This window comes from Niallia sp. Marseille-Q9988, assembly GCF_976954375.1.
Genome location: NZ_CDRJSZ010000004.1, coordinates 220,346 through 244,579 on the forward strand (window position 1 = coordinate 220,346; position 24,234 = coordinate 244,579).

Genomic DNA, 24,234 nt, shown 5'->3' on the forward strand with positions numbered 1-24,234 from the left:
TATTGTTCTCTTTGTAATCAAATCTTAATATAGTGATTTAGCAAGCGTGATATAATAAGAAAAACTCCATGCTCGAAAAGACCCGCTACATATGGAATGGGCAATTCTACATGGAGCGGCTTGTGTTCATGTTCTAACCTATATATATTTCTTTTTCTTTGTTTTTCGTTTAGAATAGGATAAAATTATATTAGCGAATTTTTACATATTTTTTGAACAGCAATCTTTGTAATTGTTAGGTCTTAAGACATGGTTTTGAACAGGGGGATATGTGTCTAAATAACGATTTTCATTTATTTTATAATGAATTATACATATTATTAACTTTCAAGCTAAAATAAGAATGGATGTTGGAAGGGTTTTAGCCTTTTTGGAGGAATTATATATGTTAATAAGGAAATTTGACACAAAAACGTTAGATTATATTGTGGAACAAATGATTCAGACTGTTGGTTCCAGCAAGGACGAAATTTTTCGTATCGGAGAACAATGTCGACAAGATTATGAAACCCTTACCGAAGAATTAAAAGAAATGAAAGTACTTGTGTTAGAAACGATAGAAAAAGGAGACGAGCTAGAAATCCAGTCTCGATTTGCTCGTAAGCGCTTGTCAGAAGTAAGTAAGCATTTTAATGAATACTCAGAAGCGGAAGTAAGAGAAGCTTATGAAAGAGCACATACGCTGCAAATGGATTTAAGCATGAATCGGCATCTTGAAAAGCAATATCGTGAGCGCAGAGATGATTTGGAACGCCGATTGTTAGGACTAGATGAAACAATCGAGAGGGCTGAGCATCTGGTTACGCAAATTTCTGTCGTCATGAATTATTTGGTTAGTGATTTGAAACAGGTTGGCGAAGTAATAGAAGACGCCAAGCAAAAGCAGGATTTTGGCCTGAAAATTATCGGTGCCCAGGAAGAAGAGAAAAAGCGACTTTCTCGGGAGATACACGATGGACCAGCTCAAATGATGGCAAATGTTATGATGCGTTCTGATTTAGTGGAAAGAATATATAAAGAGCGTGGTGCAAAAGAGGCGTTTGAAGAAATCAGAAATTTAAAAGTTATGGTTCGAAGCGCGTTATATGAAGTAAGAAGAATTATTTACGATCTTCGCCCGATGGCTTTAGATGATTTGGGCCTCATTCCAACGTTGAAAAAATATCTGAAAACAATAGAAGAGTATCATGAATCGACAAAAATCGAGTTTGCCACAATAGGGAAGGAAGCAAGACTTCCAAGTAAATATGAAGTTGCACTTTTTCGGTTAGTTCAAGAATCCGTACAAAATGCTTTAAAGCACGCAGAAGCATCTAATATTACGGTAAAAGTAGAATTACGAAGAGATCAAATTATCGTCTTAGTTAAGGATAATGGGAAAGGATTCGATAAGAATCAGAAGAAGGAAGAATCCTTTGGCTTAATTGGGATGCGAGAAAGAGTACAACTCCTTGATGGAGAAATAACCATTGATTCCAAACTCGGAGTTGGAACCATTGTTATGATCAACGTTCCTATTAGATGATAAAGAAAAAAAGGGAGGCGGAGCAGTTGACTACAAAGATAGTTATTATTGATGATCACCAATTGTTTAGAGAAGGGGTAAAAAGAATTCTTGACTTCGAATCAAGTTTCGAGGTTGTAGCTGAAGGAGATGATGGCACACAAGCCATTCAGCTAATCGAAGAATACCAACCAGACGTAACCATCATGGATATAAACATGCCTTCTATCAATGGAGTAGAGGCAACAAGACAATTATTAGAGAAATTTCCTGAAACAAAGGTCATTATTTTATCCATACACGATGATGAAAACTACGTAACACATGCCCTAAAAACAGGAGCAAGCGGCTATCTGTTAAAAGAAATGGATGCAGATGCACTAATTGAAGCTGTTAAAGTAGTTGCAGATGGAGGTTCTTATCTTCATCCGAAAGTAACGCATAATTTAGTAAATGAATATCGTCGTTTAGCATTAGAAAATGCTTATTCAGATGAACATCATGTACAAGTAGTAGAAATTAGAAGACCATTACATTTATTAACGAGACGTGAATGCGAAGTTTTACAGCTTCTGGCAGATGGAAAAAGTAACCGAGGAATCGGCGAAGCACTATTTATTAGTGAAAAAACGGTTAAAAACCATGTAAGTAATATTTTGCAAAAAATGAATGTAAATGACCGTACACAAGCAGTGGTTGTTGCGATTAAAAACGGTTGGGTAGAAGTTCGTTAAAAAGAAAGGAGTTACCTGAATCACTAGATGGTTTGAGGAGCTCCTTTTTATTTTTAAAATAAAAGAAGACTTCCTTTTGTTATTCTGAAAATTACTACTTATTTGTTGAAAATCTGTCATAAAATTCTGCGAGTTGTAGGTTTTTTTACCTATATTTTTGTTGTAATTCTTGATAAGATAAGTATAAATTTCTTTAGTGATGGGAGGATTGCAATGATTGGAATAAACAGAATTTCGGATCCAGCCCTATTAAAAGCATATACAGATGCTGTAAAGTTAGAGCTAGCGGAAGAGTTCATCATGATCCTCCTTGCTGAACTAAAAAGAAGGAATCTTTCAGTTCCTCACTCCTCTCCAAAATAAAATCTGTTGCTTTATTTACCCTGCCTTTTAAATTTCCATATTAATTCCTCTTTTTGTGCATTATAATAGAGTTAATAAGTAATGCAAGTAAACTCTTTTTTAGTTAAAATGATAGACAAACGAATAGATAAGGAAGGTAATTAATTGGATGAAAACAGCTATTGTTACAGATAGTACAGCTTATATTCCACAAGAAGTGAGGGAAAAGTATAATATACATATGATTCCGTTGACGGTGATTCTCGGTGCAGAAGTGTATGAGGAAGAAAGAGATTTAACTGCTGCCGAATTTTATGAAGAAATAAAAACGAAGGAGCTGCCAACTACCTCTCAACCACCAATTGGAAAGTTTGTGGAGCTATTTGAAAAGCTAGCTGAAAATTATGATGAGGTAATCAGCATTCACTTATCAAGTGGAATAAGCGGTACTTACCAAGGCGCTATTTCTGCGGGATTCATGGTGGAAGGATTGGAAGTATATGCATTTGATACAGAAGTGAGTTGTATGGTGCAAGGCTTTTATGCAATTGAAGCAGCAAAGTTGGTCCAAGAAGGGAAATCAGCAGCAGAAATAATCCCAATTCTAGATAAATTGAAAGAAACAAGCCATGCTTACTTTATGGTAGATGATCTGTCTAACCTTCAAAGAGGCGGACGCCTATCAAGTGCCCAAGCAATAATAGGAAGCCTCCTTCAAGTTAAACCATTACTTCATTTCAAAGATAAATTAATCGTCCCATTTGAAAAAATCCGCACAAAAAAAAGAGCAATGAAGCGCATTGTAGAGCTTTTGGGAGAAGCCACAAATGGCGACAGCTACTACGCCGTCATTATCCATGCTAATCGGGAAGAAGAGGCAAAAGAATGGAAAGCGGAACTAGAGAAAGAATTCCCAAACATTGAATTCTCATTAAGCTACTTTGGTGCTGTAATTGGAACCCATTTAGGTGAAGGTTCTATGGGTCTTGGGTGGATGAAGAAAAGATAATAGAGTTATGCGTAATCCCGGTTCTTGGTGAGAATCGGGGTTTTTTGTGTTGGTGGATTGATTGGGGTGCGGGTGAGTTGGAGGTAAAGGTGGGGAAGTTGCAAGTAAAAGTGGGGAAGTTGCAAGTAAAAGTGGGGAAGTTGCAAGTAAAGGTGAGAAAGGCGCAAGTAAAGGTGGGGAAGCTGCAAGTAAAGGTGTTAAGCGCAAGTAAAAGTGAGGAAGTCGCAAGTAAAAGTGAGAAAGTCGCAAGTAAAAGTGAAGAAGTTGCAAGTAAAAGTGGGAAGCGCAAGTAAAAGTGAAGAAGCTGCAAGTAAAAGTGGGAAAGTTGCAAGTAAAAATGCGAAAGCTGCAAGTAAAGGTGTTAAGCGCAAGTAAAAGTGAAGAAGTTGCAAGTAAAAGTGGGAAAGTCGCAAGTAAAAGTGAAGAAGTTGCAAGTAAAAGTGAGAAAGTCGCAAGTAAAGGTGGGGAAGTCGCAAGTAAAAGTGGGGAAGTCGCAAGTAAAAGTGGGAAAGTCGCAAGTAAAGGTGTTAAGCGCAAGTAAAAGTGAGAAAGTCGCAAGTAAAAGTGAAGAAGTTGCAAGTAAAAGTGGGGAAGTCGCAAGTAAAGGTGTTAAGCGCAAGTAAAAGTGAGAAAGTCGCAAGTAAAAGTGAAGAAGTTGCAAGTAAAAGTGAAGAAGTTGCAAGTAAAAGTGTAAAAGCTGCAAGTAAAGGTGAAAAAGTTGCAAGTAAAAGTGAGAAAGTCGCAAATAAAGGTGTGAAATTGCAAGTAAAAGTGAAGAAGTTGCAAGTAAAAGTGAGAAAGTCGCAAGTAAAGGTGGGAAGCGTAAGTAAAAGTGAGAATGTTGCAAGTAAAGGTGTGAAAGCCGCAAGTAAAAGTGAAGAAGCCGCAAGTAAGAGATCGAAAGCGAAAACTAAGTCTGCCCCCATCATGCCCGTAAAAAAGCATCAAAATAAATTAACTCTTCAATAGCCCCAACATTTTTCTAAAAATAAGCAGGAATTTTCGCCGAGCTCCAAGAATAATGCAATATAAAATGTAAAGGAAGTGATTAATTGATTGTTAAACCAATTGAATATCCATATCGAGCGCTCCAATTAGAAGCTTTACTCTCTAGGATCAAGGCAAATCATCCTAATATTTCCTTGATTAATCAAGATTATCAATGGAAACTAGCTGGATACAGAGGAGAGAAAGCTGTTGACTTCCCACTTAGTTTTTTACCAGACGAGGAATATTTTATTCTTCATGATTTACGGCTTTGGGATGGAAAGCATTTTTTCCAAATTGATGTATTAGTCCTCCATGCAAAATATGCGTTAATCATCGAGGTAAAAAACATAGTCGGTGAACTATACTTTGATACAGACTTGCATCAAATGATACGAATAAAAGGTGAGGAAAAAGAGGCCTTCCCAGATCCTATTCTTCAAGTGAATCGCCTAACAAGGCAACTCGAGACTTGGCTAGCGGTCCATCATTTCCCCGACATACCGATCTATCCCCTCGTTGTGTTTAGTAATACCAAGTCGATTTTACGCTTAACCCCAACTCAAATTCAAACCTTTAAAAATACTTTAATTCATAAAGAATATTTACCAGAATTAATTCCTAAACTAACTGCTTCTTACCAACCGACCTTCCTTCCATCAAATGAGAGAAAGAAATTGATCAAAGGGTTAAAAAGACAGCATACTCCTTTAGATACTGGGATTTTGCATAAATATCAGGTGGATAAAAAAGATATTATTACTGGTATAAAATGCGAAGGCTGCAATCAATTTTTGATGAAAAAACATATGCAACACTGGTATTGTACTGGGTGCAAGCAGAAGGAACGTCAATTATTGATACCTAATTTAAAAGACTACTACTTTCTTTTCGGGGAACAGATTACCAATTCTCAACTTAGGGAATTTTTACAAATAGAATCTATATACACATCATCAAGAATGCTAGCAAAATTAAACCTGAAAGTAACTGGAACGGGTAAAAAGACTGTCCATCACTTATCCTTAAACCTTTTTAAATCAGAAATAGGAGGAAACTAATGCGGTTTTATATAAAAGACAATCTGCTAATTCCTACTAAAACTAATCCCACACATGCTTACCGAATAGCAGATATTTCAAAAACTCAACTCAACAAACTTCCACAAAAAGAAAATTACCCATTTAACCCATCTCTACAATCCACACTTCAAGGCAAGGCCTTACTACTTGATGAAATTCCTTTTTCCCAAGAAGAAATCCAAGCCCATTATGAAAATGGATATTGTTCTTACTTGAAGGGCATTGATAAAAATGCTCGCAATAAATATATGTGCAAACGATGTGGCAATGAGAATCAGGAGCTGTTTGCCAGTTTTCCATGTGCACGATGTAAAGAGATATGCACATATTGTCGCAATTGCATCATGATGGGAAGAATTAGTGAATGCACACCACTAATTACTTGGTGTGGGCCGCAGTTAAATCAAGATACTTCAGACAATGCTTTACAATGGAGCGGGACACTTTCCCCTGGACAGCAAGAAGCATCAGATAAAATGGTTTCTATTATTGAAAATAAATCTGAGCTTTTAATTTGGGCAGTGTGTGGAGCTGGCAAGACTGAGATACTTTTCAAGGGAATTGAAAAAGCATTGCAAAAAAATCAACGTGTTTGCATTGCTACTCCTCGTACTGATGTTGTCCTCGAATTGGCCCCTCGATTACAGGAAGTTTTCCCAAAGATAAAGGTTTTGCCTGTCTTTGGTGGCAGTGAAGATCGCCATCATTTTAGTCCACTCACAATAAGCACGACCCACCAGCTCTTTCGTTTTCAACAGGCATTTGATCTTGTTATTTTGGACGAGATGGATGCCTTTCCTTACTCTGTAGACAAATCGCTTCAGTATGCTGTGCAAAAAGCGAGAAAAGATTTTTCCACGCTTATTTACTTAACGGCAACCCCTGATAAAAATTGGCAGGAAAAATGCAGGCAAAACAAAATTGATTATGTTACGATTCCGGCGCGCTTCCATCAATTTCCCTTGCCTGTACCAAACTTCCAGTGGTGTGGTAATTGGGAAAAGGGACTGAACAAGGACAAGCTCCCTGCGTCAGTTGTTAACTGGATGCAAGAACGTGTTCTGCTGAATAAGCCAATGCTTTTATTTGTCCCGAAAATTCATTATATGGAAAAAGTAAAAATTCTTTTGCGATCAATAGTTGGCAGTTTAGAAACGGTTCATGCAGAAGACCCAGACAGAAAAGAAAAGGTGCAAAAAATGCGGAAGAAAGAGGTCGATTTGCTCATTACAACAACTATTTTAGAGAGAGGGGTTACTTTTCCAAATGTAGATGTTGCTGTGTTAGGGGCGGAAAATCAAATTTTCACAGAAAGTGCCCTTGTGCAGATTGCTGGGAGAGTTGGGCGGAAAAAAGAATTTCCTGATGGAACGATTACTTTTTTTCACTATGGAAAAACAAATAGCATGGTTTCTGCACGAAAACAAATTATGAAAAGCAATAAGGAAGCAAGGGAAAGGGGGATGCTTCTTCTATGATTTGTGTGATTTGCTTAACGCCTGTTACTCCTGATTTTAACTGGACATATCTTTTATCAAAAGAGCCAGAATGTTATTTATGCATAGGATGTAAGGAAAAGCTTCAAGTAATTATGGGAGAAACATGCCAGATTTGTGGTCGGCCCCTCGACCTGCTTGAAGCTGTTCATGTGGAGGAAGGAGTATGCCATGATTGCTGCAGATGGAATGAATCCACAGAATGGAAAGGAATCTTGGAAGCAAATCAATCGTTATTTTTATATAATGATTTTTTGAAAGAAACAATCGCTCGGTTTAAGTATCGAGGGGATTTTCGAATAGCAGCATCCTTTGTTTCTTTTTTACCGAAGGATTTTGCAAAAAACAAGGTGGTAGTTCCCATTCCATTAAGTGAGGAACGGTTGTACGAGAGAGGATTTAATCAAGTAGAAGCAGTTCTTTTCTATGCTAAAGTCCCTTATTTGAACTGTATGGTCCGGTTACATAGTGAGAAACAATCGAAAAAAACAAGAAAAGAGCGATTGCAAATCGAAAATATTTTTAAACTAGAACAGAAAGAGTCGATTATGGCTCAAGATATTCTCCTCGTTGACGATATATATACTACAGGATCGACGTTACGAAATGCGGCGAAAGTATTAAAGGAAGCGGGAGCAAAGTCCATCACTTCCTTTACGATTGCAAGATGAGGAGGAACCATGGATGGCAGAACTGGGAAATTGTCCACAATGTGGAGATATTTATGTGTTAAATAATATTCGTGATGTGTGTCTAAATTGTTATAAGGAAGAAGAAGCAGATTTCGAAAAGGTCTACCAATTTATTCGAAAAAAACAGAACCGCACAGCGCAAATGGAGGAAGTAGTAGAAGCGACGGGTGTAGAAAAAACGCTGATATATAAATTTATAAAAAAAGGCAGAATTAAGCTTGCTCAATTTCCTAATCTTGGATACCCTTGTGCAAAGTGTGGAACGATTATTCGCGAAGGAAAGCTTTGTCAGCCATGTATGACAGGAATACAGAGTGATTTGAATCAAATGGAACTAGAAGAAGAAAAAAGAAAGATAAACAAAAGAACCACGTATTATACTCGATAGAATAAAAAAGTGCTGATATTATTCGGCGCATACAGCATTGGACGATTACTATAGGAATATATTCACACAAACAAATTGAAAAATAGTCACTTTGGCGTATTTTTATAAAAGTAGAAGGAAATGTTTAAATAAAACGCTAATCATCCGATACTAGTAATAAGAATAAAACTTGTACGGGAAAGAAAGCGAGGAATACACAATGAAAATCAATAATTTTGGGACACAGGGCATTAACCCATATAAAAAAGTAAACAAAGTCGAACAATCCAATAAAGCGGAAGGAACAAAGGGAGCAGATAAAGTAGAAATTTCTGCAGCCGCAAAAGAACTACAGCAAGTTTCCCAAGTTTCTGCAGCCCGCACGGAGAAAATTGACGCACTAAAGAAACAAGTACAAAGTGGTGCATATGAAGTAAATCCACAGGATGTAGCAAAAAGCATCTTGAACTTTTATTCCAAAAACTAATTCATCCATAAAGGCTGTTTTCTAAAAGCTTGTTGCTTTTTCAATAGAGGTATATTCTCAGTAGAAATACTACTAAGTCATAATACACGTAGACTCCCATGGAAAGCGAAGTGTATTCAGGCTACGGGCTATAACAACAAACTTTACTGAAACAACTTTCATATAAAAAGGAGGGCTAACATGTCAGCTACATTATTAATGCAGACGTTAGACAAGCTTGTAAAACTTCATGAAAGTTTACATGAAGTGGCAAAAAAGAAGACGGAAATAATTAAGGTTGGCGATATGGAAGCCCTTCAGCAAATAATGAAGGATGAACAAGCTCATATAATGAGTATCCAAAAGCTAGAAGAAGCAAGAATAGCCATCTCGAAACGAATTGTTGTCAATGTTCCAGATCCTTCTGTGATGGATTGCGTCAAGCATCTTGATTCAGAAGCTGAGGCGAATATAGCTGGAATTGCCAATCAACTAAAAGCAATCATCATGGATTTAAAAGAAACAAATTCATTGAATCAACAGCTTCTTCAGCAATCCATGCAATTTGTCAATATTTCCTTAAATTTATTTAAGCCGACGCAGAAAAGCATGAATTACGGTAAGCCGAGCGGCAATAATATTCGTACAAACACGATTGGAAAACAAGGAAATAGCATTTTAAATATTAAGGCATAATGGGGGAAAGAAAATGGCTTCAACGTTTATGGGAATAGAAACCGCAAGACGTGGACTGACTGCACAACAAAGTGCTTTATATACGACAGGAAATAATATCGCAAATGCAAATACACTTGGCTACACTCGTCAAAGAGTGGACTTGCAGCAATCACAAAGCTTTCCATCTGTAGGGCAAAATGCTCCGATGATACCAGGTCAAATGGGAACAGGAGTGGAAGCTGGCTCCGTTGTACGTGTGAGAGAAACATTTCTTGATACACAGTATCGCTCAGAATCCAGCAAGCTTGGTTACTGGGAAAATCGTGCTGCAGCATTAAGTGATTTGGAAACGATTATGAACGAGCCTTCAGATTCTGGTTTAGCTGCAGCGATGGATTCATTCTGGGAATCTCTACAAGACATGGCCGTTGACCCACAAAATGCAGGCGCTCGTGCTGTTGTTCGTCAGCGCGGTATTGCTGTTGCAGAAACATTTAACTACTTACATCAAACCGTTTCAGCAGAAAAAGCAGATGCAAAAAATGAATTGGGCGTATCAGAAAAAGCAATGAATACCTTGCTTTCACAGCTTGACCAAGTAAATAAGCAGATTGGCAGTGTGGAACCAAATGGCTATTTACCCAATGATTTATATGATAAAAGAGATAGCATCCTCGATGAATTATCCCAATACGCCAACATTAAAGTTAGCTACGAAGCGTCAGTCGGAAATGCTTTAGCTCAAGCAGAAGGTAAAGCAGTAGTAACTTTGGTGGATGATAATGGAAATGCCCTTGGCACCTTAGTGGATAAGGATGGTGTTCATCAAATAAAAGTAAACCATAATGCAGATGATACAGCTGTTGATTCAATTTCTATTGGAGATACAGTAATTGATATTAATAACTTCAATTCTACTGGAAAATTAAAGAGTGTCGTAGAATCCTATGGTTATAAGGATGAAAATGGACAATTAGCAGGAATATATAATGATATGTTAACAGAATTAGATAATCTTGCTTATACGTTTGCGACAGAATTTAATAAGGTGCATGAAGAGGGCTTAAGCCCAAATGAAATAACTGATGGGGACCAGGCGATTTCTTTCTTTGCTGATTCGGAAAGTGGAAGTATCGGAGAGCGAGAAGGTTTTGCAAGTAGAATCACGATTTCACAAGATATTAAGAATAGCTTAGATAACATTGTAAATGCTGATCCATCTAATCCAACGCTTGGTGATGCAACCTATGTAAGCAAATTAGCAGACATCTTCAATAATAATTATGATTATGGGAATAACTCAGAGCAATCTAATTTCCGTAACTATTTTGAAGGGGTTATTGGAAGTATGGCAGTAAGCGCTCAAGAAGCGAATAAAATGACTTCTAACTCTGCTACGCTTCAACAAACAGTTGATAACAGACGAATGAGTGTGAGCTCTGTTTCGTTAGATGAAGAAATGAGCAATATGATCCAATTCCAGCAAGCATATAATGCATCTGCAAGAATGGTTACCGTAATGGATGAAATGCTAGACAAAATTATTAACGGCATGGGTGTCGGTGGAAGATAGGTGAATAAATAATGCGTGTTACACAATCAATGGTGTCAGCAAACTCCCTTCGAAATATTAGCAATAGCTATAATAAATTAGCCGAGCTAAATAATCAGGTTGCAACAGGTAAAAAAATCACAAAGCCATCTGACGATCCAGTAGTTGCGATGAAAGGAATGTACTTCCGTTCCAATTTAAATCAAGTCGAACAGTACAAGCGAAATCTTTCAGAGTTACATTTATGGATGGATAATTCCGAGGCGGGAATTGAACAGGCAACAAGCGGGTTGGATCGCGTACGCGAACTTTTACTGCAAGGAAAAAATGGTACAAATGGTATTGATGAAAGATCTGCAATCGCAAAAGAAATTGCACAGATTAAAGACGATTTAGTAAATGTTGCTAATACACAAGTTAATGGAAAATACATTTTCCATGGTACGGATGTATCCAATCCGTTAGTAACGAGTGGTTCACCTCCTACTGTCGCAGCAAATATCAATGAACCAGCAATTGATAATTATGGGGTTGAAGTTTCTCAAGGAATTACAATGAAGGCAAATGTTAGTCCGGCTAGTACATTTAATCAAGAGATGTTTGATGTATTACAAGGAATTGAAGATAAATTCAATAGTAATGAAACAGAAGGATTAGACGATTTATTAGGTCGGCTTGATAATGTTATTAACTCAATGAACAGTGAAAGAGCAGAGCTTGGTGCAAGGTCTAATCGCTTGGAAATGGTAGAAGCGAGAATTGATGCACAGGAAGTAATGGCAACAAAGGTACTTTCTGATAATGAAGATGTCGATATGGAAAAGGCAATTACTGATTTATCTGTTCAGGAAAGTGTTCATAATGCAGCATTGGCAGTTGGCGCAAGATTGATTCAAACTTCTTTAATTGATTTCTTAACATAAAAATGGAAGGAGGCAAGCCTGACTATTGTTTTGGTCTGATGGTTTGGCTCCTATTTAATTATTTTTAAAGCTTGAAATAAAAAAGCACAAAAGGATGTGAAGAATATGTTTCCGCAAATTAGATTACAATCGACACCTGCACGTTTGGATATGTCTGTAGATAAGGGTTCATTAGAAATTCGACAAAAACAGGCGGAAGTGGAGATAGAACAGCCGAAAGCAGAGTTAACGATTGAAAGTAGACCATCTCAATTGACAATTGATCAAACAAAGGCAAGAGAAGATGTTGGCTATAAAAGTGTGCCCCGGATGATTGAAGATGCTGCAGCAGAGGGAAAGCAGGCGGTGATGGAAGGGATAGCAAGAAGAGGACAAGAGCGCGATGAATTGCTACAAATCCAAAATGGTGGAAACCCTATTGCTGCCCAGGCTAAAAGAAATAGTCAAGGAAGTCCGAAACAATTTGGCATAGGCTGGATTCCTTCTCCAAATAGTGTCCAAATTAATTATGACCCAGGAGAAGTGAATGTTTCGATTGAACCGAAAAAAGCGGTCATTAATACTAAAATAAACAATCCTGAAATTAATTACACGCCTGCTAAAGTTAATATCCAACTAGCACAGTATCCATCTTTAGAGATAGACTTTGAAAATTTAAAGTATATTGGGGTAAACTATGAACAATACATATAAAGGAATGATGTAAGTGAAAATAGCGACGAAATATCATGGTGAAAAAGAAATACAAGAAAAAGAAGTCATTACATTTCCACAAGCAATTCCTGGTTTTCCCGAAGAAAAGGAATTTGTTCTCTTACCCCTTGATGAGGAAGGACAATTTATTGTCTTACAATCTGTGGGAAATCAACAATTAGCTTTTGTACTGTCCAATCCCTTTACCTTTTTTCAGGAGTATGATTTTACTTTAGAGGATTATATTGTTGAGCTATTGGAATTAGAATCAGAAGAAGATATCCTAGTTTTTAGTATATTAACTGTTCATGATCCATTTGAAAAGACAACAGCAAATCTGCAAGCACCTGTTGTCATTAATAGTGAGAAGAATATCGCAAAGCAAGTCATTTTAAATGAACCGAATTATCATACAAAACACCCGTTATTTGAAAAATCAAAACCAATATTGGTGAAGGGGTGATTCAATGTTAGTTCTTACAAGGAAAAAAGGTGAAGTAATAAAAATTGGGGATGATATTGAAATCACTATTGTTGCCTCTAAGGGAGAACAAGTTAAAATTGGTATTTCAGCCCCAAAGAGTGTAGAAATATATCGTAAAGAAGTATATGAAGAAATTATTGCAGAAAATCAACAGGCTTCTGTGGATGTTGCAACAGTTATGAATTTGTTTAAAGGGAAGTATTGAATTAGAATTGTATATTAGAAACGGCGTAGCTGATAGAGGCTATGCTTTTTATTTGTTAAAAACTCTATTAAAATAGCTATCTCTAAAATCTTTTAATAAAAAAATAAAAAATACTATCAAAAAACTATTAAACTTTGAATGGCAAAGACGATATATAAAGTAAGAGGCGGAAGGGCGGCCGACCTTCCTAACTCCAATAAAAATAATCATGTTCACAAGGATGTGAACACCTAAATTCAAGGAGGAAAACAAACAATGAGAATTAATCATAATATTGCTGCATTGAACACTTATCGTCAGTTGAATAGTGCTTCTACAGCACAATCAAAATCAATGGAGAAATTATCTTCAGGTCTTCGTATTAACAATGCAGCAGACGATGCAGCTGGTTTAGCAATTTCTGAAAAAATGCGTGGACAAATTCGTGGATTAGACATGGCTTCAAAAAATGCACAGGACACGACATCTTTGATTCAAACAGCTGAGGGTGCATTAAATGAAACTCATTCTATTCTACAACGTATGCGGGAATTATCAGTACAATCTGCAAACGATACTAACACAGTTGATGATAGAAAAGAAATCCAAAAAGAAATTAATCAGTTAGTTGATGAAATTGATAGAATAGGTAATCAAACGGAATTTAATACTAAGAAATTATTAAATGGTGGGGCTGGTATTCAAGGTAATACTAATAATGCAAATGTTGCAATTGCAGGTGGTACAGACAAGGTTAAAGCTGGTGGTCAACTTGTTTTAACTGGTGTAAAAGCTGCTTCCACTGGCTCTATAGCATTTACTGCTGATGATACAGATTCTACATTCGCTGCTGCAAATGGTACTTTTTCAATTAACGGAGTATCAATATCAATAGCTAGTACAGATACTGCATCACAATTTTTAGAAAAAGTAAATGCAGTTTCCTCATCCACTGGCGTAACAGCGTCAGGAACTTATGGAGGATTAACTTTTACAACTGCAGGAACTGGATCAAATTCAAAAATTGACATCTCTGGTATCAATAATGTTTTGGCAACAGCAGGTGACAATAATGCTATTCAAGCTAATAAAAATGGATTAGGTGCTTCAAATAGTACAGGAACCGAAAGTGTCACAGGATTGGATGCTAGAGCTGTAATAAATGGTGGTACAACAGGCAATGATCCAACTTCAGTAACCGCAAGTGGAAATACTTTAACTTTCCACGGTGGAGATTATGATGGGTTAGAATTAAATATTAATTCTGCGCTTGGAACCGTTGGAACGGCTGTAAATGTTAATATAACTGCAAATAACTCTTTGACTACTCATATTGGATCAAATAATGGTCAGACAATGAGTATCAGCATGAATGATATGCGTGCTGCAGCACTGTTTGTAAACAATTTAGATGTTACTACTCAAGCAGGATCTGAAAGTGCGATTACATCTATTGACAATGCAATCAAGTCTGTTTCAGCAGAAAGAAGTAAATTGGGTGCATACCAAAACCGTTTAGACCACACTATCAACAACTTAAATACATCTTCTGAAAACCTAACTGCTGCGGAATCTCGTATCCGTGACGTAGATTATGCTTTAGCTGCCTAGGCAGTGACAAGTACAGTCGTCCTAGCTGGTAACGGCTAGTGATTATTATCGGGTGAATTGCTGGAAACCCCTTAGAGCTTTTCTTGCCACAACGTAGTTGGAAACGACAGGCGTGAAGGTTTGAAAAAAGAAAAGATTGGGCAATCAGCAGCCAAGCTCCTGTCTCGAAAGAGTGGAGAAGGTTCAACGACTAGGATAGACCATCTAAGGCGCAAGCTATGGTGATGAAATCCATAGGTGAAACAATGTCCATCAGCATTGTGAATCCGAAGTGCCCGACCCCTAACAAATCATGTTGAGGGTGAAGATATAGTCTAGTCATTTATGAAAGTAAATGTTCGCACGATGGCGAAAGAAATGATGAACCAAACAAAGAATTCTATTCTTTCTCAAGCAGCACAAGCAATGTTGGCTCAATCAAATCAAATGCCTCAAGGAGTTTTACAACTCTTGAGATAATTGATGAGAAGGGCGTCTAGCTTGGTAACGGGCTAGAGTATAACTGGGTGAATTGCTGGAAGTTCCTAAAGCTTCATCAACCACAACGTAACTGGAAACAGTCAGCGTGAAGGTGTGAAAATGATGAAGATGAAACAATGGATAATCAGCAGCCAAGCTCCTATGAGGAAACTCTGGAGAAGGTTCAACGACTAGAGAACACGGTCTAAGGCAAAAGCTATGACTATGAATCTCGTAGGGCAGCAAAAGCTGTTCGAAGTGCCCAGCTCCATGAAAAACATGGATGAAGATATAGTCTATTCTGTGACCGAAAGGCATAGCGGCAAAGCAAGCCAACCAACAACCACAAGGAGTTTTACAACTTCTTCGTTAATTTTAGATTATTTGAAAGGGACTCTAGTGCACATACTAGGGTCTCTTTTTCTCTATTTGAAACAATTGATAATTAAAGATATTATGATAATCAAAAACAGGAGGACTTATGAATATTCCAATTGCAAAAATAAATCAATTAACTTATTTAGAGGTCATTGATAAAATTATTGAACTGAATAAACATGCGAGAGATTTTTGGTCAGACGCATTAGGATGGGCACCAATTGAAGCATCAAATTTATTAAGTAAATCAAGATTGGATTGGCAAGTTTCGCTGTCGTATTCAATGAAGAAATGGAATGAATGCTCTTGTCCTGAAGCAGAAAGTGGAGATTTAATACTTGCTTGGGCGAATCTGGGTACTTTAGTAGAAGGAACTATAAAGCTATTTCTTTCTGTATATTCAAATGATTATCTGGATGATTCCACGAATTATAAAGATAGAAAAGGGGATATTTTGCAACCTGACGAAATTTCATTTGATAAACTACGGCAATACTTTAGGAATAAAATTTGGAAGAATAGCGTTTCAGCTTCAGAATTTGATGATTGGGTCTTATTAATGCAACAAAGAAGAAATGCAATACACGCTTTTAAAAGTAGAGAAATAGACACCTTCGATGATTTTAAATCACATACCAAGAAATATCTTGCTTTTTTAATGTATCATCTAGATAGACTACCTTACCGGACGACCAATATGGTCAGATTTATATCTTTAATATACGATGATTTGCTCTGTATATAATAAAAGCTTGAATGCTAAAGTTATAAAAAACAAAATAAGAATATATTATTATCATGTTTAAGTTTATCTAATAGCTCTAATTCCTTTCGGGGAATTAGAGCTATTTCTATTTTTAGAGGAGGAAAAATCATGAATCAATATGAAATGAAATCTATCAAACAATTGGAGCTTTTTGAAAAAGGGGTGAAAATGAAAAATCAATCTGCAAAACGTGTGAACATTGTTAGCCTAAAGCTAGTAAAGGAATCAAGCATGCTTTACAAGAATCGTTGTGTACGAAGCCCAGAGGATGGTTATCAATTGTTGAAGCAGTTCTTAGGGGAAGTGGATAGGGAGTACTTTGTTGTGATTTGTTTGGACACAAAGAATCAGCCAACAGCGATTAACATTTGTCACATTGGAAGCTTAAACGCAAGCATAGTACATCCAAGGGAGTGCTTCAAGCCTGCCATTTTGAGTAATGCTGCATCAATCCTTGTTGGGCACAACCATCCCAGTGGGAAAAGTGCTGAAAGTAGAGAGGACGTGGAGGTTACTAAAAGATTGGTAGAAGCAGGTAAAATCATTGGTATAGACGTTCTTGACCATATCGTGCTAGGCGATGGAGAGTACGTTTCACTAAAAGAAAAAGGTTACATTTGAAAGGGGAAGAAAAGATGATGCACTTAGACTGGTTTGTAGGAACAATGAAAAAGACATTTAACATTGAAGTTAAGAAAGAGGATATAGGCTATGAAGCCCATGATTTCTATCATGAAGAGATAGATGATTTGCTCATTCCTGCTGAACACTTAGTAAAACTACCCAATCCACTGCTCATTGAAACAATTTCGTATATAGATGATAAGGGATACGAGTGGATTGCTGGTTATGTACTTGAAGAGGAAACGAGAATAAAGCTGTACGAAGTATGGATAAAAAATGGTGAGCAAATTGCTTATGAGATGTACATCGAATAAGTTAATTTCAAGTGGGATTCACGACATTTCTTTCTGCAATCTCACGTCAAAACTAAAATGACTTGAATCATGTTTAACAGAAAGGATGAGCGGCAAGGGAATGGAATGATTTGCGTATGAAAAAACTGCCGACATTATTATATAACTGTCATGAGCCGGAAGGATGGCTAGGAAAAATGAATACTAAGAGAACGTAAGGGCTATTGGTGTATGAATGTGTACATCAATAGCCTTTTTTCATTTTGGAGGTGAATCATTCTTGGAAATAGCAGAGTTTGAACAATGGCTCTTTACAGAGGGCAAAGCAGCTAAAACAATCGAGTCCTATGTGAGCGATGTCAAAGGGTTCCAATCATATTTGCGGGATAAGTTGAAGGATGTTCCAGTTCTATCCCGCTTCTCATTTGTGAGGTACAAGGAACGTCTGATGAAGGAGGGCTATGCCATTTCAACCATCAACAAAAAGATTAATAGTCTAAAAGTTTACAACGATTTTCTAAGAACCAAAGGACTTCTAAGTGAATCATTCATTCAGTTGAAGCGGGATAGAATCAAAATCGCCGCTGGAAGTGAGGACAACGTGGATGCTCTTTCGGATGAACAGGTGGAACAATTGCTTTTCTATGTTGAAAATAGAAACAAGGTTAGTACTCGTAACAAGCTGATTGTATATTTGTTGCTTTATACGGGTGTAAGGGTTAGTGAATTAGTTTCAATCAAGATTACAGACATTGACTTTCTGACGAGTCAATTGACGGTGATTGGAAAAGGCGGAAAGAGACGTGAAATCGGGCTTAGACAAGATGTGCTTCAATTAGTAAGGGACTACATGAAGGAAGAGCGTTTTAGGTCTAATTTCAGCCATAGCGAATATCTGTTAGTAAGCCAGAGAGCAGAAAAAATGCATCGTGATGCAGTTAGGGATTGGCTAGCGAAGATTTCAAAAGAGCTAGGGTTCAAGCTACATCCTCATTTGTTTCGTCATACGTTTTGTACAAGGCTGTTGAAAAAAGGTGTAGACCTTACAACGGTTAGTAAAATCGCAGGTCATTCTACTGTGAATATGACAGCAAGGTTCTACATTCAAACAACCAAGCAAGAGAAGATGGATGCGGTCAATCTACTATGAGGGTGGCGGCATCCACTGCACAATGTTGTTCCTAAATGACTTTTGATTGGAGTGAAAACGATGAATACTAAGCAAATCCTAATCATCAAAAAAGTGGTATGTGCAATTTTAGTAATTACATTAGAAGAATTGTCTAAGAAACATAAAAGGTAAATGATTGTGATTTGTTTTCTTATGAATGAACAAGAATCCATTGTAGGTTCTTGTTTTTTTTTGAAGCCCACTGACTTCCCAATGTAGAGTCAGAAGTGAAAGTAGGGAAGCTTTGATGCTACTGACGCTACTCTAGCTAATTAGGGGGTTCATATGATTGGATGGGTATTTTGGTCGTCTCCAAGATGTGTCTAAAATGTGTCAGTCGGGATTAGTTAGTCCCTTAGTCTGTACGTCTGAATGATGAATAGTAAGAATTTTCGAACAGAAAAAGTTTAAAAATCATGATTGGAAAATCAAAAACTTCAAACGTAGAGGCTTGGCGACCGAGTACAAACGTCTAAAGAAAAATTTTTTTGATGTGCTTCAAACCCTTGGTAAATAAGGTTTTTGTCGATTTGTGTTATTTTTTCTGGTGCCTTAGTATGTTCCTTGTAACCAAGACAGACAAAAATAGTTCAAAAAAAATGAAGCCTATTAGGAGGGTCAATAAATGAGTAAACGTCAATCCAAATTAGTTCGTCCTTCAAACAAAAATGTTTTAGATGAGGGTGCAAAAAAGGGAAAAATCCTTTCGGTAGAAGTTAAAGAGTTTGATAGTATCTATCATGGTTCAGGTAAGAGAGATGCCCTAAATATTAAAGTAGAATTTATTACCCAGAATGGTGAATTAGTCCATTTGTACTATGTACCAACCATTACATGGTCACCGAAAGGAAGACTTATGAAATTGCTAGATGACTTAGATGCTGTTCCAGCGGAAGGGGAAGAACTAGATACTAATGGGCTGGTCGGTATGGACGTAACAGCAACGATTGAAAACGTGGAACGTGACAACATTGTTTATAGCAATATTGTAAGAATCCAGAAAAGAACAACTAGCATTCCATCCATGGCATCGAATGAAGAGGATAGTGAAATGATGAATCAACTGTTTGATGTTGATGACATTGTCTTTGAAGACATGTAATACCCTAACGAAGCAACAGTACCGACTATAGTGGCAATGGTTGCTATAGTCCCTACTGACGCTACATGCGACAAAAACAAAAAGGAGACGAACAAAATGACACAGACAGAAGCGGCAGCGACCAAAGAAATGATTATGGAATCTCTTTCTATGTTGAAACGAGATGGGGATGTAATAGAATTACGTATCTTGAAAACAGCAAAAGGTACAGTTAGCGGCTACTTCAACGATTATCAAGAATTGGCGGATGCTGCAGTGGAATACGATGGGAAGATTCCTGCAATCTATTTCACACTCAATCCAGTAAAACCTGACCTACTTTCAAGAGCGGCAAACCGAATTGTTCATCGTGCTAAACATACAACATCTGATGCCGACATTGAATGCAGACGATGGCTTCCAATTGATTTTGACCCAGTTCGACCAGCTGCCATTTCATCAACAGATGAAGAACATCAAGCAGCTCACACAATGGCAAAACAGGTACAAACGTTTTTGAAAGATAGGGGTTGGTGTGAACCAATCTTTGCGGATAGTGGCAATGGTGCACATCTTTTATATCCTATTAACCTACCAAACGATGATGAAAGTACCCAGCTAGTCAAACAAGCATTAGATGCATTGGACTTTCTATTTAGCAACGAATCAGTCAATGTCGATAAGAGTGTATTCAATGCTGCTCGGATTTGGAAGCTTTATGGAACAATGGCTTGCAAAGGTGACCATACAGAAGAACGACCACATCGGCTGTCTCGAATACTAACTTGTCCAGAAGAACTGAAAGAAGTGTCATTGGAACAATTGAAGGCATTAGCAGAATTATGTCCAACGATACAAACCAAGGGGAAATCATCCTCTAAAAAGAGCAACACAGAGGAAGGATTCAATTTGGAAGAATTCATTGAAGAACATGAACTAGATGTAGCCTTTTCCGCTCCATGGCAAAAGGGAGCAACCAAGTATGTGTTGTCTACTTGTCCTTGGAATGAAAGTCATACGAACAAAAGTGCATTTATTATCCAGTTTAAAAATGGGGGGATTGCGGCAGGTTGCCATCATAATAGCTGTTCGGAGGAAAACTGGCAAACGCTACGAAAGAAATTTGAGCCAAATTGGAATCCATCATCTAAGGAAGAATCCAAAAAGGAATCACAGGCAGACATATTGATTCGAGTGGGTGAAGGAGCCGAGTTCTTTCAAAATGATTTGGATGAAGCCTTTGCAGCGGTAATCATCAATGGTCATCAGGAAGTATTAAAGGTGAAAAGCAAGAAGTTCAAAATGTGGCTAACAAAGCAATACTATGACGCTACGAAAAAGGCACCAACAAGTGATGCCATGAATCAAGCCCTTGGTGTCATGGAAATGAAAGCGGCTTTTGAAGGTGAAGAACATCGTTTGCAATTAAGAGTGGCAGAAAAAGATAGTGCTTTTTACTATGACCTAGCAGACGATGATTGGAATGTTGTAAAGGTGGAACCTCAAACTTGCCAAGTATTGAATGAACCGCCAATTCTATTTACCCGCAATAAGAATATAAAAGCACAACCTTTGCCTGATTTTGATGGGGATTTGAAACAACTACTAAGGCATGTACGGATTAAGAACGAAGATGACCAAATTCTTTACCTTACCTATGTTGTCACATGTTTTATTCCGAGTATTCCACATGCTGTACTTGTATTCAGTGGTGAAAAGGGAGCGTCAAAGTCTACCTCCATGCGATTGACTAGACAGGTCATTGACCCAGCCGTACAAGATTTGTTAACGATGCCTAATAGTATGCAAGACTTGGCACTTTCACTAGCAAACAACTACATGCCATCTTTTGATAATCTGGACGGTTTATCAGCTGAAAAAAGCGACCTATTATGTATTGCTTCTACTGGCGGTGGATTTAGTAAGCGAACATTGTTTACAGATGATGATGAAACGCTATTAGACCTTCTCCGTTGTGTAGGATTGACTGGAATCAATGTAGTGGTTACAAGAGCAGATTTGATTGACCGTTCTATCATCATTGAGTTAGACCGTATTCCAGAAGATGAACGGAAAGAAGAACGTGATGTGTGGGAAGCATTTGAAAAAGATAGAGCATCCATAGTAGGCGGAGCTTTACAGGCATTAGCAAACGCAATGGCTATCTATCCAAGCGTGAAATTGAACAAACTTCCACGGATGGCTGATTTTACTCGATGGGGTTATGCGATTGCAGAAGTCTTAGGCTATGGAGGAGAACGCTTTTTACAAGCCTACCGTAAAAATCGTAATCAATCCAATGAAGAAGCTATTTCTTCACATCCAGTAGCCGCTACAGTTGTTGCTCTTATGAAGGAAAATCAATCTTGGTCGGGTTCCGTTGCTAGTTTGCTATGTGAACTAGAACGTGTAGCCGAACAAGAAAAGATTAATACCAAAGTCAAAACATTTCCGAAAGCAGCTCACATTCTAAGCAGAAGGCTAAAGGAAGTGAAGTCCAATTTAGAAGATGTAGGGATTACCTTTGACATTCGCCATGCAGGAGATTCCAAAAAGGTATCCATTCAAAAGTCTGGTAGCAATGTTGTTCCAATTCGTCCGCAACAAGGGGCATTAAAACGGACAGGTACTGATTCAAATGAAGTCAAAGACGATGAACTGTCGGAAGATTATGATGAATTTGCGGGATGGTAATCATCCCTTTTGCACCTACAGTAGTGTCAGTAGCGAAAGAAGAGTTGCTACTGACGCTTTGTGGGGCAAATTTTACCTGAATCAAAACAAGAACCTAAAAATATATTATTACCTTGCAATCATTAGAAGGGAGACATTTATATGTTATTTATGAAATCAGTTGAGCAGTTTGGAAAATACCAAGCAAACATTGAGCGGAGTCCAGTTACGATAAAAGCCTATCATGAAGATTTATCACTTCTAAACCGTTACCTAGAAGAGAAATATAACAGTCCAGTTTATTTGGAGGACATTACACAAGAAGATGTTGAGGAGTATCTTTATTATCTTAAGAATACTAAGGGGTACCAGCCCATTAGCCGAAAACGTGTGCTAGGAAGCATGCGGTCATTCTTTGGCTATGCCTACAAAAGCGAATGGTGTGACAAGAATGTTACCGTAAGACTTGAGCCAATCAAATGTCAGCAAAAAGAGCGGCAGTATCTTTCTGAGGAAGAGGTCAATCAATTTGTGCAAGCCATCCAACATGACCTTGCTCGTTTAGTAGCACAAACTCTTTATTATACTGGCATGCGTATTTCGGAATGCCTAAACCTTCATGTAGAGGATATCGATTTAGAAGACAATCTGATTCACATTAGGCATGGAAAGGGCAACAAAGACCGCTTTGTACCAATCAATTCGAAATTGAAGGAGTTACTAGTGGACTACACGAAGAACTGGAGGGTGAATTCTGACTACTTCTTTGCTACGAGAAACACAGGCACATTTTCAAAAACGAGAGTATCCAAGATTTTTAAAGATACGAATCGGGCATTAGGATGGAAAAAGAATGTGACTGCACACATCCTGCGTCATTCCTTTGCTTCAAAGCTAGTCAAAAACGATGTCCATTTGGTCAAGATTTCAAAACTATTAGGTCACAGTAGCCTGAAAACAACCAGTATTTATGTCCACAGCAATATGGATGATTTGAAAGAAGCCGTTAACACACTGTAAAAGGAGGAGTAAACGATGGTTAAAGCAGAAGCGTTGCAACCAATTTATGATGACAAGGTTAAAGGAATTTTAAAACTGCTAGGCGAAGGATTTACAAGGGAAGAAGTCGCTGAACAGTATCGTTATTCAACTTACCGTTCAATGGATAGCTTTATGAGTCGTAAGAATTTTGTTTGGGACAAGCGAAAAGTGACCTATGTACCAGCGGATGCCATGAAAGCGTCACTAGAAACAATGATGAATTTTCCATCTGACCGAGTTCGAAGAATTGTAATGGAGTTGAACAAGGAAGGAGCCGATTTGAAAGAAGTTGCATTGAAGGTAGGGTTCGAAAGTCATTTTGAAATGGCTCGTTATATGAAATCAAAAGGATTTGAATGGTCACAGGAAGCAGGTAATTATCTCTCAGCTTCCCCGACAATACCAAATGATGAGGAAGGTGTTACTACTGCCGATAATGACGCTTCATTAGAGTGTTCCCTTTCCATCGGGAATGATGGTATCGAACAATTTCTACCTTTACTTGGATGGTTAGCTTCGAACAAAGAGGGCTTGCAAAACCTTTTAGGAGCGTCAGTAGCGTCTGGACAAATTCCCCGCTTTACCTTAGCGGGTACGTTTGTTACAAAATCGGTTCACATGACAAACACATTAGACCTAATGGTGCGAGATTTCAGCAAGGAAAAGAACATTAATCAGCGGGAAATTTTCGAGGTGGCATTGATTGAGTTCTTTCAGAAGTACGGTTATGAGCAAGAAGTCGAGACATTGTTACAGCAAAATGCCTAGCAAATGGGTTTTTAATGGAAGAAACGAAGAACGGTGCTAATGGTTTCATAATGAACTACTGTTTTTCACTCTTCTGTTTTGTATTTAATTTCCAATTCATAAATGTGTAAAGAAGTCTCATATGATTTATTACATGTTTAGATGGCGGTATTTTTGTGAAAAATAGAAATAAAACT

General features: G+C 37.6%; 28 protein-coding genes. All 28 read left to right on the forward strand.

The window, feature by feature from the left end; genetic code table 11:
• Positions 1 to 385 precede the first annotated feature (385 nt).
• The 28 genes from ACWNMZ_RS08020 to ACWNMZ_RS08155 all read left to right on the forward strand — a co-directional run bounded on the left by ACWNMZ_RS08020 (position 386) and on the right by ACWNMZ_RS08155 (position 24,058).
• Positions 386 to 1,525 carry a sensor histidine kinase gene (locus ACWNMZ_RS08020; RefSeq protein ID WP_031540587.1) on the forward strand — a complete coding sequence of 380 codons (1,140 nt, stop codon included), beginning with the start codon at positions 386 to 388 and terminating at the stop codon, positions 1,523 to 1,525.
• Entirely contained in the window at positions 1,522 to 2,238 is a 717-nt protein-coding gene (locus tag ACWNMZ_RS08025) for a response regulator (RefSeq protein WP_109767419.1), read from the forward strand. Before ACWNMZ_RS08020 ends, ACWNMZ_RS08025 begins: the two co-directional genes overlap by 4 nt.
• A 213-nt stretch (positions 2,239 to 2,451) precedes the next feature.
• Complete coding sequence (gene sda, locus ACWNMZ_RS08030) at positions 2,452 to 2,601, forward strand: sporulation histidine kinase inhibitor Sda (RefSeq protein WP_349204477.1); 150 nt, start codon at positions 2,452 to 2,454, stop codon at positions 2,599 to 2,601.
• A gap of 148 nt (positions 2,602 to 2,749) precedes the next feature.
• Positions 2,750 to 3,589, forward strand: a complete 840-nt coding sequence (locus ACWNMZ_RS08035; protein WP_349204476.1) for a DegV family protein — start codon at positions 2,750 to 2,752, stop codon at positions 3,587 to 3,589.
• Between the two features lie 89 nt (positions 3,590 to 3,678).
• The gene (locus ACWNMZ_RS08040; RefSeq protein ID WP_449598571.1) at positions 3,679 to 3,882 is read left to right on the forward strand and encodes a hypothetical protein; all 204 of its coding nucleotides are present in this window, start codon (positions 3,679 to 3,681) and stop codon (positions 3,880 to 3,882) included.
• A gap of 2 nt (positions 3,883 to 3,884) precedes the next feature.
• Positions 3,885 to 4,130, forward strand: a complete 246-nt coding sequence (locus tag ACWNMZ_RS08045; RefSeq protein ID WP_449598572.1) for a hypothetical protein — start codon at positions 3,885 to 3,887, stop codon at positions 4,128 to 4,130.
• 23 nt (positions 4,131 to 4,153) lie between these two features.
• On the forward strand, positions 4,154 to 4,558 hold the full coding sequence (locus tag ACWNMZ_RS08050; RefSeq protein ID WP_449598573.1) for a hypothetical protein: 405 nt from the start codon (positions 4,154 to 4,156) through the stop codon (positions 4,556 to 4,558).
• A gap of 83 nt (positions 4,559 to 4,641) precedes the next feature.
• Entirely contained in the window at positions 4,642 to 5,637 is a 996-nt protein-coding gene (locus ACWNMZ_RS08055; RefSeq protein ID WP_251627606.1) for a nuclease-related domain-containing protein, read from the forward strand.
• Complete coding sequence (locus ACWNMZ_RS08060) at positions 5,637 to 7,136, forward strand: DEAD/DEAH box helicase (protein WP_251627603.1); 1,500 nt, start codon at positions 5,637 to 5,639, stop codon at positions 7,134 to 7,136. Before ACWNMZ_RS08055 ends, ACWNMZ_RS08060 begins: the two co-directional genes overlap by 1 nt.
• Positions 7,133 to 7,825, forward strand: coding sequence for a ComF family protein (locus ACWNMZ_RS08065; protein WP_031540579.1), 693 nt, complete (start codon positions 7,133 to 7,135; stop codon positions 7,823 to 7,825). Before ACWNMZ_RS08060 ends, ACWNMZ_RS08065 begins: the two co-directional genes overlap by 4 nt.
• A gap of 13 nt (positions 7,826 to 7,838) precedes the next feature.
• A complete protein-coding gene (locus ACWNMZ_RS08070) occupies positions 7,839 to 8,234 on the forward strand; it encodes a TIGR03826 family flagellar region protein (RefSeq protein ID WP_251627600.1) in 396 nt (131 codons plus the stop codon).
• A 199-nt stretch (positions 8,235 to 8,433) separates the two neighbouring features.
• On the forward strand, positions 8,434 to 8,700 hold the full coding sequence (gene flgM / locus ACWNMZ_RS08075; protein WP_235252097.1) for a flagellar biosynthesis anti-sigma factor FlgM: 267 nt from the start codon (positions 8,434 to 8,436) through the stop codon (positions 8,698 to 8,700).
• A gap of 180 nt (positions 8,701 to 8,880) precedes the next feature.
• A complete protein-coding gene (locus tag ACWNMZ_RS08080; protein ID WP_251627598.1) occupies positions 8,881 to 9,375 on the forward strand; it encodes a flagellar protein FlgN in 495 nt (164 codons plus the stop codon).
• A 13-nt stretch (positions 9,376 to 9,388) separates the two neighbouring features.
• Positions 9,389 to 10,930, forward strand: a complete 1,542-nt coding sequence (gene flgK, locus ACWNMZ_RS08085) for a flagellar hook-associated protein FlgK (RefSeq protein WP_251627595.1) — start codon at positions 9,389 to 9,391, stop codon at positions 10,928 to 10,930.
• An 11-nt stretch (positions 10,931 to 10,941) separates the two neighbouring features.
• The gene (gene flgL, locus ACWNMZ_RS08090; RefSeq protein ID WP_154708630.1) at positions 10,942 to 11,832 is read left to right on the forward strand and encodes a flagellar hook-associated protein FlgL; all 891 of its coding nucleotides are present in this window, start codon (positions 10,942 to 10,944) and stop codon (positions 11,830 to 11,832) included.
• 105 nt (positions 11,833 to 11,937) lie between these two features.
• On the forward strand, positions 11,938 to 12,525 hold the full coding sequence (locus ACWNMZ_RS08095; protein WP_251627688.1) for a DUF6470 family protein: 588 nt from the start codon (positions 11,938 to 11,940) through the stop codon (positions 12,523 to 12,525).
• A gap of 13 nt (positions 12,526 to 12,538) precedes the next feature.
• The gene (gene fliW / locus ACWNMZ_RS08100; protein ID WP_251627593.1) at positions 12,539 to 12,988 is read left to right on the forward strand and encodes a flagellar assembly protein FliW; all 450 of its coding nucleotides are present in this window, start codon (positions 12,539 to 12,541) and stop codon (positions 12,986 to 12,988) included.
• A 4-nt stretch (positions 12,989 to 12,992) separates the two neighbouring features.
• On the forward strand, positions 12,993 to 13,214 hold the full coding sequence (gene csrA, locus ACWNMZ_RS08105; protein ID WP_251627591.1) for a carbon storage regulator CsrA: 222 nt from the start codon (positions 12,993 to 12,995) through the stop codon (positions 13,212 to 13,214).
• 255 nt (positions 13,215 to 13,469) lie between these two features.
• The gene (locus tag ACWNMZ_RS08110; RefSeq protein ID WP_251627589.1) at positions 13,470 to 14,804 is read left to right on the forward strand and encodes a flagellin N-terminal helical domain-containing protein; all 1,335 of its coding nucleotides are present in this window, start codon (positions 13,470 to 13,472) and stop codon (positions 14,802 to 14,804) included.
• 345 nt (positions 14,805 to 15,149) lie between these two features.
• Positions 15,150 to 15,263 (forward strand): flagellin, encoded by a 114-nt coding sequence (locus ACWNMZ_RS08115; protein WP_076512307.1) that lies wholly within the window; start codon positions 15,150 to 15,152, stop codon positions 15,261 to 15,263.
• A gap of 481 nt (positions 15,264 to 15,744) precedes the next feature.
• Positions 15,745 to 16,386, forward strand: a complete 642-nt coding sequence (locus tag ACWNMZ_RS08120; RefSeq protein ID WP_449598574.1) for a hypothetical protein — start codon at positions 15,745 to 15,747, stop codon at positions 16,384 to 16,386.
• A 129-nt stretch (positions 16,387 to 16,515) separates the two neighbouring features.
• Entirely contained in the window at positions 16,516 to 17,028 is a 513-nt protein-coding gene (locus ACWNMZ_RS08125) for a JAB domain-containing protein (RefSeq protein ID WP_165797738.1), read from the forward strand.
• 14 nt (positions 17,029 to 17,042) lie between these two features.
• Positions 17,043 to 17,345, forward strand: a complete 303-nt coding sequence (locus tag ACWNMZ_RS08130) for a hypothetical protein (RefSeq protein ID WP_107921059.1) — start codon at positions 17,043 to 17,045, stop codon at positions 17,343 to 17,345.
• Positions 17,346 to 17,559: 214 nt separating this feature from the next.
• Positions 17,560 to 18,474: a tyrosine-type recombinase/integrase gene (locus tag ACWNMZ_RS08135; RefSeq protein ID WP_251627585.1), complete on the forward strand. Its 915-nt coding sequence runs from the start codon at positions 17,560 to 17,562 to the stop codon at positions 18,472 to 18,474.
• Positions 18,475 to 19,120: 646 nt separating this feature from the next.
• A complete protein-coding gene (locus tag ACWNMZ_RS08140; RefSeq protein ID WP_251627583.1) occupies positions 19,121 to 19,597 on the forward strand; it encodes a hypothetical protein in 477 nt (158 codons plus the stop codon).
• 96 nt (positions 19,598 to 19,693) lie between these two features.
• On the forward strand, positions 19,694 to 22,270 hold the full coding sequence (locus ACWNMZ_RS08145) for a hypothetical protein (RefSeq protein WP_251627581.1): 2,577 nt from the start codon (positions 19,694 to 19,696) through the stop codon (positions 22,268 to 22,270).
• A 141-nt stretch (positions 22,271 to 22,411) separates the two neighbouring features.
• Positions 22,412 to 23,269, forward strand: coding sequence for a tyrosine-type recombinase/integrase (locus ACWNMZ_RS08150; protein ID WP_251627579.1), 858 nt, complete (start codon positions 22,412 to 22,414; stop codon positions 23,267 to 23,269).
• Between the two features lie 15 nt (positions 23,270 to 23,284).
• The gene (locus ACWNMZ_RS08155; protein WP_449598575.1) at positions 23,285 to 24,058 is read left to right on the forward strand and encodes a hypothetical protein; all 774 of its coding nucleotides are present in this window, start codon (positions 23,285 to 23,287) and stop codon (positions 24,056 to 24,058) included.
• Positions 24,059 to 24,234 lie beyond the last annotated feature (176 nt).